This is a genomic window from bacterium (genome assembly GCA_016873475.1).
Lineage (GTDB): Bacteria > Krumholzibacteriota > Krumholzibacteriia > JACNKJ01 > JACNKJ01 > VGXI01.
Genome location: VGXI01000068.1, coordinates 1 through 14,574, shown reverse-complemented (window position 1 = coordinate 14,574; position 14,574 = coordinate 1). Strand labels below are relative to the sequence as shown.

Sequence of the window (14,574 nt, the reverse complement as noted above, 5' to 3'; positions counted from 1 at the left end):
AAAAGGAGGACGAGCCGCGCGCGCCCGCCCCGCATCTACATCAGCACCGCGAGCAGCGCGCGCTGCAAGTGCAGGCGATTCTCGGCCTCGTCGAAGACCACCGCGCGCGGGCCGTCGAGGACGTCGTCCGTGATCTCGTCGCCGCGGTGCGCCGGCAGGCAGTGCATGACGATCGTGTCCGCCTTGCCCGTCTTCTCCAGCAGCTTGCCGTTGATCTGGTAGGGCGCGAAGATCGCCTTGCGGGACTCCGCCTCGGCCTCCTGGCCCATGCTCGCCCAGACGTCGGTGTAGAGCACGTCCGCGCCGGCGACCGCCTGGGCCGGATCGCTGCTCAGCTCCAGCGCGAGTTGCGGATTGATGCGCCGCGCGCTCTCCAGCACGCCGGGATCGACGTCGAAGCCGCCGGGGTTGCAGATGACGAGCGAGATCGGCAGGCGCGCGGCGGCCTGGACCCAGCTGTTGGCCATGTTGTTGCCGTCCCCGATGTAGACGATGCGCTGGCCCTCGAGCCCGCCGCGGTGCTCCCAGATCGTCTGCAGGTCGGCCATCACCTGGCAGGGGTGCAGCAGATCGGTGAGGCCGTTGATCACCGGGATGCGCGTGGCGTTGCGGGCGAGCACGGTCGCGTTCTCGTGCGCGAAGGTGCGGATCATGATGCCTTGCACGTAGCGCTCGAGCACGCGGGCCACGTCCTGGGGCGACTCGCGGCTGCCCAGGCCGATCTCCTTGTCCGTGATGTACAGGCTCGAGCCGCCGAGCTGGCGGATCGCCACCTCGAAGCTGATGCGCGTGCGCAGGCTCGGCTTGTGGAAGATGCAGGCCAGCACCTTGCCGGCGTGGGTGGCCGGCAGCTTGCCGCTCTTCTTGAGGGTGCGCTTCTGCTCCATCGCCAGCTCGAGCAGGCGGATCAGGTCTTCCGTGCTCCAGTCCGCAATCGAGATGAAATCCTTCGGCTGCGACAAGGCCATTCCTCCTCTAGTCTGTACTCCCGCTGCGCGCGGGTGCTGGCGTGGGGATCATCCGCGCGGGTGCGCCTTGCGGTGCACCGCCTTGAGCTTCTCGGTACTGACGTGCGTGTAGACCTGGGTGCTCGTCAGGCTGGCGTGGCCGAGCATCTCCTGGATCGAGCGCAGGTCGGCGCCCCGCTCCAAGAGGTGGGTCGCGAAGCTGTGCCGGAGCACGTGCGGACTCACGCGCGCGAGCGTCGCGACCTGGCCGAGGTACTTCTCGACGAGGCGCTGCACCGTGCGCCGGCCGATCGCCCCGTCGCCGGACCGGCCCGCGAAGACGGGCGCCGGGCCCGGCGGCGCCGCCGCGGCCAGCCAGCGCTCCAGCCAGCGCCTCGCTTCGCCCTGCAGCGGCACGAGACGCTCCTTGGCCCCCTTGCCCCGCACGCGCAGCAGCTCGCCGCGCAGGTCGACGTCGTCGCGGCGCAGGCCGCGCAGCTCGGCGAGGCGCAGGCCGGCCCCGTAGAGCAGCTCCAGCACGGCCCGATCGCGCAGACCGCGCGGCGCCGTCGTGTCGGGCAAGCCCATCATGCGATGCACCCAGCCCTCTTCGGCGAAGACCGGCAGCGGCCGGCCCTGGCGCGGGGTCTCCACCAGGCGCGAGGGATCCGCAGCGAGCAGCCCGCGCCGGTTCAGCCAGCGGTAGAAGGCGCGCAGGGCCGAGAGCTTGCGCGCCAGACTGCGCTCGCTGAGCGCCGCCTTGCGCGGCCGGCCCTCGGCGAGGGCGAAGGCGTCGCGCCGCGCCAGGGCGAGGAAGCGGCGCAGGCGCTGGCGGTCCACGGCCAGCGCGGCCGGGTCGCCCTGGTAGTCCAGGAAGCTGAGGTACTGGGTGATGTCGCGCCGGTAGGCCTGCACAGTGTGCTCCGAGCAGGCCCGTTCCACCGCGAGGTAGCGCAAGAAGTCGGCGAGGAGGTCGGACACGGCCGGAAACTAGCAGAGCGCCTTCAGAGCCGCAAGTCTCGCGCTGTCTGCAGGTAAGCGTCCAGAGCGGCGAGCGAGCGCTGGGCGTAGGCCAGCTTGCGGGCCGCGCGCCCCCCCGGCAGGCGCCCTGCCAGGGGCGGCAGGAGCCCAAAGGCGGCGTTCATCGGCTGCGCCCGCCCCGGCGCCTGGCCGGCGAGGAAGCCGACGAGCGCGCCCAGGAGCGTGGCGGCGGGCGGGAGGCTGGGCGCCTCGCCCCGCCGCCGCGCCAGCAGGTGGCGCGCGGCGAGCAGACCGCTGGCCATCGATTCGACGTAGCCCTCGACGCCGGTCATCTGCCCGGCGAAGAAGAGACCCGCCTGGCGCTGGCTCTCCTGGAAGGGCGTCAGCGCCCGCGGGAAGTCGAGGAAGAAGTTCCGGTGCATGGCGCCGTAGCGCACGAACTCGGCTGCGGCCAGGGCGGGCACCAGGCGGAAGATTCGCTCCTGGTCGCCCGTGCGCAGGCGGGTCTGGCAGCCGACGAGTCCCCAGACCGTGCCGGCGGCGTTCTCGCGCCGGAGCTGCAGGACGGCGTGCGGGCGCCGCCCCGTCGCCGGATCGCGCAGGCCGACCGGCCGCAGCGGCCCGAAGCGCAGGGACTCCGGCCCACGGGCGGCAATCACCTCCACGGGCAGGCAGGACTCGAAGTAGGGCACGCCCTGCTCGAAGGCCTTCGCCGGATAGGGCTCGGCGGCCGCGAGGGCGGCCGTGAAGTCCGCGTAGGTCGCGCGGTCCAGGGGCGCGTTGAGGTAGTCGGCCTCGCCCTTGTCGTAGCGACTGGCCGCGAAGAGCGCCGCCACGTCCAGGCTCTCGCGGGTCACGCTGGGCGCGATCGCGTCGTAGAAGCTCAGGCGCTCCAGGCCGAAGTGCGCCTCGATCGCCGCGCTCAGCGCCGGGCTCGTCAGGGGGCCCGTGGCGACGAGGCAATCGCCCCCCGGCGGCAGCGCCCTGACCTCCCCCGCAACGCGTTCGATCTGCGGCTGCGCCGCCAGGGCCACGGCCACGGCCTCGCTGAAGCGCGCGGGATCGACGGCCAGCGCCGCGCCCGCCGGCAGCCCGCCGGCCTCGGCCAGGGGCAAAAGCCGGCTGCCGAGCCGCCGCATCTCCGCTTTGAGGAGGCCGCTCGCGCTGTCCAAGCGCGTCGACTTCAGCGAGTTGCTGCAGACCAGCTCGGCGGGACCGTCGAGGCGGTGCGCCGGCGAGCGCTGCGCGGGCTTCTGCTCGCAGAGGCGCACGCGCTCGCCCGCCGCCGCGAGCACGAGGGCGGCCTCCGAGCCCGCGAGGCCGCCGCCGATGATGAGGATGGGATCGCGCAAGGCTACTCGGGGATCTCCAGCTTGCAGACCGTGCACTGCTGGAAGCTGCCCTTGGCCTTCGTCGCCTTCTCGACGACGAGGCCGCCGCAGTCCGGACAGGGCGCGGGTACCGGCCGGCTCCAGCTGGCGAAGTCGCAGTCGGGATAGCGGTTGCAGCCGTAGAAGGTACGGCCCCGCTTGCTGCGCTTCTCGACCAGCTGGCCGCTGCAGCTCTCGCGCGGGCAGCCGACGCCGACCTCCAGCGGCGCCGTGCCCTTGCAGTCCGGGTAGCGCGAGCAGGCGGCGAAACGGCCGAAGCGGCCGACGCGCACCATCATCTCGGCGCCGCACTCGCCGCAGCGCTGGTCACCCGCCACCGTCGGCGCCTCCAGGGGCCGCGAGCTGCGGCACTCGGGGTAGCCGCTGCAAGCGAGGAAGCGGCCATTGCGCCCCCAGGTCTTGATCATCGGTCGGCCGCACTTGGGGCAGCGCTCCTCGGTCGCCTCGCGGATCGCCTCGCGCAGGCTGCTCGTGTCCTTCTCGACGGCGTCGAGGGCCTTGCGCATCGGCGTGTAGAGGTGGCCGACGACCTCGGTCCAGGGCTCCGCGCCCTCCTCGACCTTGTCCAGCTCCGCCTCCATGCGGGCGGTGAAGCCGACCTCGAAGAGCTTCGGGAAGCCCTCGGCGAGCACCTTCCAGACGCTCTCGCCCAGTTCCGTCGGCTGGAAGCGGCGGCTCTCGTCGAGGGTCAGGTAGTCGCGGCCCTGGATCGTGCCCACGATGCTCGCGTAGGTGCTGGGCCGGCCGATCCCCCGCTCTTCGAGCTCCTTGATCAGGCTGCTCTCCGAATAGCGCGGCGGGGGCTCCGTGAAGTGCTGCCGCGGCAGCAGCGCGGCCTGCAGGCGCTCGCCCTCGGCGATGGCCGGCAGCAGGCGTTCACCGTCGCCGTTGCCGTTCTCGTCGGCGGCGGTGCCGCGCGCGGCGCCGAAGGCGCGCCGGTAGCCGTCGAAGAGGAGGCGGTTGCCCGTCGCCCGAAAGACCGCGTCGCCGGCGGCAACGTCCACGCCCGTCGCCTCGAAGCGCGCGTCGGCCATCAGGCTGGCCAGGAAGCGCTGCCAGATCAGGCGGTAGACCGCGAGCTGGTCCTTCGTCAGGTGGCCGCGCAGGCTCTCCGGCGCGCGGGCGACGCTGGTCGGGCGGATCGCCTCGTGGGCGTCCTGGGCGCCGGCCTTGACCTTGTGCCGGCGCGCCTGGGCGGGCAGGTAGTCCTCGCCGAAGTGCCGTCGCACCCAGTCGTGATGCTCCGCGCGCGCACCCTCGGCGACGCGCGTCGAGTCCGTGCGCATGTAGGTGATGAGGCCGACCGCGCCCTCGGCGCCGAGCTCGATGCCTTCGTAGAGCTGCTGCGCGAGCATCATCGTGCGCCGCGCCGTGAAACCGAGCTTGCTGCTCGCGTCGCGCTGCAGGGTGCTCGTGATGTAGGGCGGCTCGGGCGAGCGGCGGCGCTGCTTGCGCTCGACGCTGACCACCCGGTACGCGGGCGTCGTGCCGACCGGCAGCGCCAGGCTACCCCCTGCGAGCGCCTCCGCGCTGGCGCCCGCCAGCGCCGCCGGCTCGACGCCCAGGGCCGCGAGCAGGGTGCGCGCCGCCGCGAGGTCGGCCAGCCGCGGCTCTTCGCCGCGCCACTTGACCAGCTTGCCCTCGAAGGGCTCGCCGGCATCGCCGCGGAACTCGGCGCGCAGGGACCAGTACTCCTCGCGCGCGAAGCGGCGCCGCTCCGCCTCCCGCTCGACGATCAGCCGCAGCGCGACGCTCTGCACGCGGCCGGCGCTGAGGCCGTAGAAGAAGATCTTCCACAGGAGGGGGCTGATCTGGTAGCCGACCAGACGATCGAGCACGCGCCGCGCCTGCTGCGCCTCGACCTTGCGCAGGTCGACCTCGCCGGGCTGCTTGACGGCCTCGGCGATCGCCTCCTGCGTGATCTCGTTGAGCAGGATGCGGTGGATGTTCGGCTGCCGCCGCTCCAAGTGCTGCTTGAGGTGCCAGGCGATCGCCTCGCCCTCGCGGTCGGGGTCGGTGGCGAGCAGCACCTCGTCCGCCTTGCGCGCGGCCTGCTCGAGCTCCTTGATCACCTTGCCCTTGCCGCGGATCGTCACGTACTGGGGCGCGAAGCCGTTGTCGAGGTCGATGCCCAGCTTGCTCTTGGGCAGGTCGACGACGTGGCCCTTGCTCGCCTTGATGACGTAGCCGCGGCCGAGGTACTTCTGAAAGGTGCGTGCCTTCGTCGGGCTCTCGACGATGAGCAGCTTCTGGGCCATGCCGTCGCTCCGCGAGCTCAGTGGAGGGGGTGCGCGGACGTCTGGATCTCGCCGTCCCATCCCCACACGATGCCGAGACTCTCATCGAAGATGAGCGACGCGGCCAGGAACTGGATGTCGTCCAGCGTAGCGCCGGCCGGATGGTTGCGGCGGGCGCGCACCAGCAGCTCTTCGCGCTGGTCCTCGTCGATGAGACCGAGGTTGACCAGGCGCTGCAAGTACTCCTGGGCCGTGGCCGGCAGCCGCGCCGCCGGCGCGCCCGGCGCCCCGCGGGGCGCGGCGCCGCCCAGGCCGAGCGCGAGGATCTCGTGCACCGCCGCTTCGACGGCGGCCTCCGGCAGGCCGGCCGCCGACAGCTCGCCCCGCAGGCGCTCGAGCTGCGCGCGCTGCTGCGGTGCCAGCCCCTCGCTCTGCTCGAGGATGGTGATGACGATTTCCTTCCAGCGCTTCTGCATGCCGATTCACTCCCAGCTTGCGCGGCAAGCTAGCATCCGATCCCGGTCGCGTCCAGCCCCGAGTTGGCGGCGCGCCTAGGCCTCGCGGCCATGGCAGCGCTTGTACTTGAGGCCGCTGCCGCAGGGACAGGGCTCGTTGCGGCCCACTTTCGGACCGCTGACGACGGGCGCCGGCGGGGCGCTCGCCGCCGCACCGCGGCTCGCGATCGCTGCGGCGGCGGGCGCCGCGGCCGCAGCCGTCGCCTCCGGCGCGTCGGCTGCCGCCGCCGTCACGGCCGCGGCCGCCTCGTGCTCGGCCCTGACCCGGGAGAGGTCCTCGCCCGCGTAGGCGGCCGGAGCCACGGTCACCTGCAGATGGAAGAGCGCGTGGAGACTGTCGTGGTCCACGCGCGCGATGAACTCCTCGAAGAGCGCGAAGGCCTCGCGCTTGAACTCGATCAGCGGATCCTTCTGGCCGTAGCCGCGCAGGCCGATCCCGCTCTTGAGGTTGTCCAGCTCGAGCAGGTGGTCCTTCCAGGCCTCGTCGAGGCTGCGCAGGAGGGCGAAGCGGGCGACCTGCACGAAGAGCTCTGCCGGCAGCGCGGCCTTGCGCTCGGCGAGGCGCTCGAGCGCGCGGTCGACGACGAGGTTGCGCAACTGGTCGCGGCCGATCTGCTCGAGTTCGGCCGGGGGCAGTGCGAAGCTGCCGAGGAAGATGCTCTCCAGCTCGTGGAAGAGCGCGGCGCCGTCCCAGGTCTCCGCGAGCGCGTGCTCCGGAATGTGCTTGTCGACGAGCGCGCCCGCCAGTTCGCGCGTCTTCTCGCCCAGCTCCTCGTCGAGATCCTCCGCCTCGATGTAGAAGGCCCGCCGGTCGTAGACGACCTCGCGCTGCGCGTTCATCACGTCGTCGTACTTGATCAGGTTCTTGCGGATGTCGAAGTTGTAGGCCTCGACCTTCTTCTGCGCGCGCTCGATGGCGTTCGTCACCAGGCGGTGGGTGATCACCTCGCCCTCCTGGACGCCGATGCGGTCCATGATCGCCCCCATGCGATCGCCCATGAACAGGCGCATCAGGTTGTCCTCGAGGGAGAGGAAGAAGAGGCTGCGGCCGGGATCGCCCTGCCGGCCGGAGCGCCCGCGCAGCTGGCGGTCGATGCGCCGGCTCTCGTGGCGCTCGGTGCCGACGATCTGCAGGCCGCGCGGCGCCGCGGCCGCGTCCGGCTCGGCGGCGAGATCGAGGGCGCTGCCGTCGAGCACGCCCGGGTGCAGCTTGATGTCGGTGCCGCGGCCGGCCATGTTGGTGGCGATCGTCACCGCGCCGGGTTGGCCGGCGCCCGCCACGATCTCCGCCTCGCGCTGGTGCTGCTTGGCGTTGAGCACGTTGTGCGGGATATTGCGGCCCTTGAGCACGCGGCTGAGCATCTCGCTGAACTCGACCGAGACGGTGCCCACCAGCACCGGCAGGCCGATGGCGTGCAGGCGCTCGATCTCGGCGAGGATCGCCTCGATCTTCTCCTTGCGCGTGCGGTAGATGCGGTCGTCCTCGTCCGTGCGCACGATGGGCCGGTTCGTCGGCACGACGGCGACCTTCAGCTTGTAGATCTCCCAGAACTCGGCTTCCTCGGTGATCGCCGTGCCCGTCATGCCGGCCAGCTTCTCGTACATGCGGAAGAAGTTCTGGTAGGTGATCGTCGCGTAGGTCTGGGTCTGGCCCTCGATGCGCACGCCTTCCTTGGCCTCGATCGCCTGGTGCAGGCCGTCGGAGTAGCGCCGGCCGTGCAGGATGCGCCCGGTGAACTCGTCGACGATCTGCACCTTGCCCTCCTGGACGACGTACTCGACGTCCTTCTCGAAGAGGCTGTAGGCGCGCAGGAGCTGCTGGACCATGTGGATGATCTCGCTGCGCTCGGCGTACTCGCGGTGCGCCTCCTCGCGGGCGAGGGCGCGCGCGGCGGCGTCGAGCGCGTCGGCGCCGTCGATCTCGCCCAGGCGCACGCTGAGGTCGGGCAGCACGAAGAGCTGGCGATCCTTCTCGCTCAGCGAGTCGAGGCCCTTCTCGGTCAGCTCGATCGAGTGCCCCTTCTCGTCGATGACGAAGTAGAGCGCCGCGTCCAGCTCGGGCATCGTCTTGTCGCGGATGTTCGTGTTCTCGACCTGGCCGACGAGGCTGGCCAGGCCCTCCTCCTGGAGCAGGCGCAGGTAGCGCTTGTTCTTCGGCGAGCCGTGGCGCAGCTGCAGCATCAGCGTGCCCAGGCGCCAGCGCTCGTCGTCGCCGCGGTTCTCCTTCTGCTGCAGGCGCTCGGCCTCGGCGGCCAGCTCGTTGACGAGGCGCTGCTGCTTGCGGAAGAGCCCCTCCACCATCGGGCGCAGCTCGAAGTAGCGGGCGTCGGAGCTGGAGCCGCGCACCGGGCCGCTGATGATCAGCGGCGTGCGCGCCTCGTCGATCAGGATCGAGTCGACCTCGTCGACGATCGCGTAGTGGAAGCCGCGCTGCACCTGCTGGTCGGCGCTGCCCACCATGTTGTCGCGCAGGTAGTCGAAGCCGAACTCGCTGTTCGTGCCGTAGGTGATGTCGCAGCGGTAGGCGCGCTGCCGGGCGGGCGGCTCCAGGCCGGTGAGGATGACCCCCACCGTGAGGCCCAGGCTCTCGAAGATGGGGCCCATCCAGCGCGCGTCGCGCTCGGCCAGGTAGTCGTTGACGGTGACGAGCTGCGCGCCCTTGCCGGCCAGGGCGTTCAGGTACAGCGGCAGCGTGGCGACGAGGGTCTTCCCCTCGCCCGTCGCCATCTCGGCGATCTGGCCGCGGTGGAGGACGATGCCGCCGATGAGCTGCACGTCGAAGGGGACCATCTCCCAGCGCTGAGGCAGACCCATGACGTCCCAGGTCTGGCCCACCTTGCGCCGGCAGGCCTCCTTGACGAGGGCGAAGGCCTCGGGCAGGAGGCCCTCGAGGGTCTCGCCCGCGGCCAGGCGCGCCCGGAACTCGGCCGTCTTGGCCGGCAGCGCCGCGTCCGGCAGGGCGGCGTAGGCCTCGCCGTAGCCGAGGATCTCGGCCACGGTCGGCTGCAGGGTGCGGATCTCCCGCTCCATCTGGGTGCCGAAGAGCTTCTTCAGAATGCCAAGGGCCATCGGGTCCCATCCTCATCAGCTTGGAATTCCGTCATTTAGGCCAGGCCAATGTAAGGGCGGCCGAGCCGGCTGTCAAACCGGGCCGGCGGCGACCCCGCATCGGTGCGCCTAAGTCTTTGTCCTGATTACGGTTCGACGGTGTGTTCGGGGAAGGGCCGTCCGTCCAGGTCCGCGATCTCGGCCAGCCGGCGCCGCTGGATGTCCGGCACCTCGACGCCAGGCGCCGGATAGCCGGTGACCAGCAGCAGGAAGGCCCGCTCCGCGGCGGGCCGCCCGAGCAGCTCGCCGAGGAAGCCCATCGGGCTCGGCGTGTGCGTGAGCGTGACCAGGCCCGCCCGGTGCAGGGCCGCGATCAGCAGGCCGGTCGCGATCCCCACCGATTCGTTCACATAGTAGTGGTGGCGGCGCTCCCCGTTCGGCAGCTCCTCCCAGCGCCGTGCGAAGATCGCGATTAGGAAGGGGGCGGTCTCGAGAAAGGGCTTGTCGGCGTTCGTGCCGAGGGGGGCCAGGGCCGCCAGCCACTCCGCGGGCGCGCGCCCGCCGTAGAAGGCGCGCTCCTGAGCCTGCGCCGCCTCGCGCAGGCGCCGCTTCGTCTCCGGGTCGCTCACCACCGCGAAGTGCCAGGGCTGCTGGTTGGCGCCGCTGGGGGCGTTGCCGGCGGCGGCCAGGCACTCGGCGATCAGCGCGAGCGGCACCGGCCGGCCATCGAAGTGCCGCACCGTGCGCCGGCGCGCGATGTCGAGGCGAAACTCGCGAGCGCGGGCCAGCATCTCGGCCGGCGGCAGCTCACGGTACTCGCGGTAGGGTCGCAGGCGCGCCGCGGTCATCGGCAGCCTCCCGGCTTCGGGCTCAGAGCAGGGCCCACCAGAGCAGCGTGCCGCTGATCAGCGGGATGGCGAGATTGTCGTCCAGGGGCAGGGGGAGCAGCTCGATCGCTGAAGCGGCGACGGCGCCGAGCAGCGCCAGCGGCCAGGCCGGCAGCACGAGCAGCCCGACGAGCAGATTCGCGCCCAGCCCCGCCAGCGTGCCTTCCACGCTCTTGCCGAAGGCGAGGCGGCGGCGACCCAGGGTGCGCCCGACGAGACCGGCGAGACCGTCGCCGAGGATGAGGTAGCCCATCGCCGCCACGGCGACGGGCCGCGGGAAGAGGAAGGCCGCGAGCAGACAGCCGAGAGCGAGGTAACTCGATCCGGCCAGTTCGGCGTGCTCGTGCCGGCGCAGGGCCTGGCCGGCGAGCCCGCGCACGAAGCGGCCGACGCGCGGGTGGCCGAGCCGGAGAAAGTCCAGGGCGAGCGCCGTGAGCGCAACCGCGACCAGCGGCCAGCGCCAGTGCGCCGGCGGCAGGAACCAGACGGCGAGCGGGATGAGGACAGTGGCCAGGTGCAGGCCCTTGCGCAGTCCCTCCGCGCGGCCCCCCGCCGGCGCCGCCACGCCTAGGGCCTTTCGCCGGCCGGCGGCAGCGCCGCGCGCTGCTCCGCGGTGAGCTGCTGCCGCGCCGAGTAGGTCGGCTGCGCGCGCAGCACGATGACGGCCTCCGCCCCCAGCGCCGGCGGCAGGGCGACCCACTCGCGCCGCTCCCCCGCGCGACGCCGCCGGGGCGCCATCAGCTCGCGCGTCTCGCCCCCCGCCAGGAGCTGCGCACTGACCAGGCTCGGCTCGCTGAGGCGGTAGTCGATCTGCAGACCGGGCTGCCCCTGCCCATCGGCGCGGGTCAGGCGCAGACCGCCGATCTCGGTGCCCGTCCAGGCGTAGCTGCCCCCCTTGGCCTCGGCGACGAAGAGCTGGCCGAAGCGCCGATAGAGCGCGAGCGAGTTGGGTCGGTCCAGGGGCTTCTCGTCGTCGTCGATGTGGTCGATCACGTCCAGCACGCGCAGCTTCTCGTCCAGCTTGACGAGTCGGCTGCCCAGCGAGTCCGGCAGGACGATCTGGCCGTGGAGGTCGATCACCGGGTAGCCGAAGCGCGCCGGACCGGCGACGAGGCTGGCCGCCTCCGCGCGGGCGCGCAGCGCCCCCGTCTCGTCGAAGGCGGATACGCGCGCGCCCTCGGCGTCGATGACGGCCAGCGTGAACTGCCCGGACTGGTTCCAGGCGTCCGCCTTCGCCTGCACGGCCAGGGCCAAGGGCCCGCTGAGAGCCGCCGCGAGCGGGAAGGCGTCCAGCCAGCGGCCCTCGAGGCTGAAGCGGAGCACGCGGCCGCTCGCGAAGTCCGTCACCCACAGCTGGTCGGCCGCGAAGGCGACCGCCGTCGGGCTGATCGGCCCGTCGGCCGCCGTGAGCGCCCCGACCCATTCGAGCGCCTTCTCGCCCAGGCGCAGCAGCACCACCCGCCGGTTGCCCGTGTCGGCCACGGCGACGAGGCCGCCGCGCTCGATGGCGATGCCCCGCGGCGCGCTGAACTCGCCCTCGCCGCTGCCGAGGCGCCCGTAGCGCTTCAGGCTGGTCTGCGAGGGGTTGTAGATGATCTCGCCGCGCCCCGCGTTGACGGCGAGCAGGGTCAGCTCGTCGTCGTCGCGCTCGGTCGTCGCGTCATCGCGGCTCTCCGGCTTGCCGGCCGCGAGGCCCTGCGGGTTGTCGATCTTCGCGCCCGGCCCGAGGAAGAGCTTCAGCTCCAGCTCGCCGACGCGCTGCATGCCCAGCGTGTGCTTGAAGGGCGGATAGACATAGGTGGTCTCGCGCTCGGCGGCGCGCGGCGCAGTCGCGCCGGACGCCAGCAGCAGGGCCGCGGCCGCGGCGAGGGCAGCGCGCATGCTCACTCCCACTCGATCGTCGCCGGCGGCTTCGAGCTGATGTCGTAGACCACGCGATTGATTCCGCGCACGCTGCCGATGATGCGATTGCTCACCCGCTCGAGCAGGGCGTGCGGCAGCTCGCTCCAGCGCGCGGTCATGCCGTCGAGCGAGTCGACGGCGCGCAGCGCGACCACGTTCTCGTAGGTGCGCAGGTCCCCCATCACGCCGACGGAGCGCACGGGCAACAGCACGGCGAGGGCCTGCCAGACCTTGTCGTACCAGCCGCTCGCGCGCAGCTCGTCGATGAAGATGGCGTCGGCCTCCTGCAGCACCGCGACCTTCGCGGGATCCACCTCGCCGAGGATGCGTACGGCCAGGCCCGGCCCCGGGAAGGGATGGCGGGCGAGGAAGTCCCGCGGCAGGCCGAGCGCGGCGCCGACGGCGCGGACCTCGTCCTTGAACAGCTCGCGCAGCGGCTCGATCAAGGTGAAGGCGAGATCGGCGGGAAGGCCGCCGACGTTGTGGTGGCTCTTGATCGTCGCGCTCGGTCCGCCCGTGGAGACGGACTCGATGACGTCCGGGTAGAGCGTGCCCTGCGCCAGGTAGGGCAGATCGCCGAGCCCCGCCGCCACGCGCTCGAAGACGCGGATGAAGGTGTGGCCGATCGCCCTGCGCTTGGCCTCCGGGTCGCTGAGCCCGCCGAGGGCGCGGAGGAACTCGGGCCCGGCGTCGATGCGGTGGAAGGAGACGTCCATGTAGCGCGCGAAGAGCGCGGCCACCTCGTCGCCCTCGTGCTTGCGCAGGAGCCCCGTGTCGATGAAGACGCACTCCACTTGACGACCCAGCGCGCGGCTGAGCAGCGCGGCGAGCACCGTCGAATCGACGCCGCCGCTCACCGCGCAGAAGACGCGACCCTCGCCCACCTGCTCGCGCAGGCGCGTCACCGTCGCCTCGATGAACTGCTCGCGTGTCCAGTCGGGGCGCGCGCCACAGATAGTGAAGACGAAGTTGCGCAGGATCTGCGTGCCGTGCAGGGTGTGCGAAACCTCGGGGTGGAACTGCAACCCGAAGACGCGTCGCGCCGGCTCGGCGAAGGCGCAGACCGGGCTGCCCGCGCTGGTCGCGAGGCTGCGGGCGCCGGGCGGCAGATCGTGCATGCTGTCGCCGTGGCTCATCCAGACCGGCTCGCGGGCATCCAGGCCCGCGAAGAGCGGTGACGCGCGGTCGCAGTCCAGCTCGGCGAGCCCGTACTCGCGGCGCTCGCTGCGGTCGATCGTCGCCCCCAGCGCGCGGCCGAGGATCTGCATCCCGTAGCAGATGCCGAGCACGGGCACGCCGAGGTCGAGCACGGTCGGGTTCAGGGTCGGCGCGCCCGGCTCGTAGACGCTGGCCGGCCCGCCCGAGAGCCCGATGCCCAGCGGCGCGTAGGCGCGGATCGCCGCCGCCTCGGCGTTCCAGGGCAGGATGACGCTGAAGACCTCCAGCTCGCGGATGCGCCGCGCGATGAGCTGCGTGTACTGCGAGCCGTAGTCGAGGATGACGATCGCGGAGTGCACGGTTCTCCTTCGCTAGTGCCGGAAGTGGCGGCGGCCGGTGAAGAGCAGGCTGACGCCGAGCGCCTCGGCGCGGGCGATGACCTCCGCGTCGCGCACCGAACCCCCCGGCTCGACGACCGCGCGGATCCCCGCCTCGGCGAGCAGTTCGAGGCCGTCGGCGAAGGGGAAGAAGGCGTCCGAGGCGGCGACCGCGCCGTCCAGCGCGTGGCCCAGCTCGCGCGCCTTGGCCACGGCGAGGCGGCAGGAGTCGAGGCGGCTCATCTGCCCGGCGCCGGCGCCGATCAGGTGCTCCTCCCGCCAGATGACGATCGCATTGCTCTTGACGTGCTTGACCGCGCGCCAGGCCCGCTCGAGTTCGCGCAGGGTCGCCGCGTCCGCCGCCGGCCCCGCCACTCGCCGCCACTCGGCGGGCGGCACGAACTCGGCGTCCTCGTCCTGTACGAGCAGCAGGGGACCGATCGAGCGCAGGCGCCGCGGCGCCCGCCAGGCCGCCGGCTCGGGCAGGGCGAGCAGGCGCAGCTTGCTCTTCGCCGCGAGGGCGCCGAGCGCTTCCTCGCTGTAGCTGGGCGCGACGAGCAGCTCGACGAACTTCTTCGCCAGGAAGCGCGCCACCGCCGCGTCCGCGGGCGCGGAGAGCGCGACCACCGAGCCGTAGGCGCTCACCGGGTCGGAGCGCCAGGCCGCGTCCAGGGCCGCCGCCGCCGTCTCGCCGTAGCCGATGCCGCAGGGATTGCCGTGCTTGATCACCGCCGCCGCCGGCTCGCCGCCGCCCAAGTCGAGATCGGCGAGCAGATCGAGCGCGGCGCCCAGGTCGAGCAGGTTGTTGTAGGAGAGCTCGCCTCCCGCGAGCTGCATGAAGGGCGGCGCCGCCGCCAGCCAGGGATGCAGCGCCCCCCGCTGGTGCGGGTTCTCGCCGTAGCGCAGGCGCGCGAGTGGCGCCCCGAGCCCCGGCGTCGCGGTGTCGGCGGGGGCGTCGCCCGCGAACCAGGCGGCGACCTCCGTGTCGTAGTCCCGCGTGTGCGCGAAGGCCGCCGCCGCCAGTCGCCGCCGGAAGGGCAGGTCGATGGCGCCCTCGCCCGCCGCCAGCGCGGCCAGGAACTCCGCGTACTGCGCCGGCGCGCAGAGCACGGCGACGCGGGCGAAGTTCTT

The 14,574-nt window shown here is 72.5% G+C and carries 11 protein-coding genes; all 11 read right to left on the bottom strand.

Annotated features, from left to right (window positions below):
• Window positions 1–35: 35 nt before the first annotated feature.
• Window positions 36–968, bottom strand: a complete 933-nt coding sequence (gene argF, locus FJ251_07480; protein ID MBM4117577.1) for an ornithine carbamoyltransferase — start codon at window positions 966–968, stop codon at window positions 36–38.
• Window positions 969–1,016: 48 nt separating this feature from the next.
• Complete coding sequence (locus tag FJ251_07475) at window positions 1,017–1,928, bottom strand: tyrosine recombinase XerC (protein MBM4117576.1); 912 nt, start codon at window positions 1,926–1,928, stop codon at window positions 1,017–1,019.
• 23 nt (window positions 1,929–1,951) lie between these two features.
• On the bottom strand, window positions 1,952–3,280 hold the full coding sequence (locus tag FJ251_07470; protein MBM4117575.1) for a methylenetetrahydrofolate--tRNA-(uracil(54)-C(5))-methyltransferase (FADH(2)-oxidizing) TrmFO: 1,329 nt from the start codon (window positions 3,278–3,280) through the stop codon (window positions 1,952–1,954).
• 2 nt (window positions 3,281–3,282) lie between these two features.
• Window positions 3,283–5,637, bottom strand: a complete 2,355-nt coding sequence (gene topA, locus FJ251_07465; GenBank protein MBM4117574.1) for a type I DNA topoisomerase — start codon at window positions 5,635–5,637, stop codon at window positions 3,283–3,285.
• Window positions 5,595–6,032 (bottom strand): hypothetical protein, encoded by a 438-nt coding sequence (locus tag FJ251_07460; GenBank protein MBM4117573.1) that lies wholly within the window; start codon window positions 6,030–6,032, stop codon window positions 5,595–5,597. Before FJ251_07460 ends, topA begins: the two co-directional genes overlap by 43 nt.
• A gap of 75 nt (window positions 6,033–6,107) precedes the next feature.
• Window positions 6,108–9,140 carry a preprotein translocase subunit SecA gene (gene secA, locus FJ251_07455; GenBank protein ID MBM4117572.1) on the bottom strand — a complete coding sequence of 1,011 codons (3,033 nt, stop codon included), beginning with the start codon at window positions 9,138–9,140 and terminating at the stop codon, window positions 6,108–6,110.
• Between the two features lie 125 nt (window positions 9,141–9,265).
• On the bottom strand, window positions 9,266–9,967 hold the full coding sequence (locus tag FJ251_07450) for a nitroreductase family protein (protein MBM4117571.1): 702 nt from the start codon (window positions 9,965–9,967) through the stop codon (window positions 9,266–9,268).
• A gap of 22 nt (window positions 9,968–9,989) precedes the next feature.
• A complete protein-coding gene (locus FJ251_07445; GenBank protein ID MBM4117570.1) occupies window positions 9,990–10,571 on the bottom strand; it encodes a phosphatidate cytidylyltransferase in 582 nt (193 codons plus the stop codon).
• 2 nt (window positions 10,572–10,573) lie between these two features.
• On the bottom strand, window positions 10,574–11,887 hold the full coding sequence (locus FJ251_07440) for a hypothetical protein (GenBank protein MBM4117569.1): 1,314 nt from the start codon (window positions 11,885–11,887) through the stop codon (window positions 10,574–10,576).
• Between the two features lie 2 nt (window positions 11,888–11,889).
• Entirely contained in the window at window positions 11,890–13,425 is a 1,536-nt protein-coding gene (guaA, locus tag FJ251_07435; protein ID MBM4117568.1) for a glutamine-hydrolyzing GMP synthase, read from the bottom strand.
• Between the two features lie 12 nt (window positions 13,426–13,437).
• On the bottom strand, window positions 13,438–14,574 hold a 1,137-nt coding region (gene purH / locus FJ251_07430), incomplete at its 5' end, for a bifunctional phosphoribosylaminoimidazolecarboxamide formyltransferase/IMP cyclohydrolase (protein MBM4117567.1).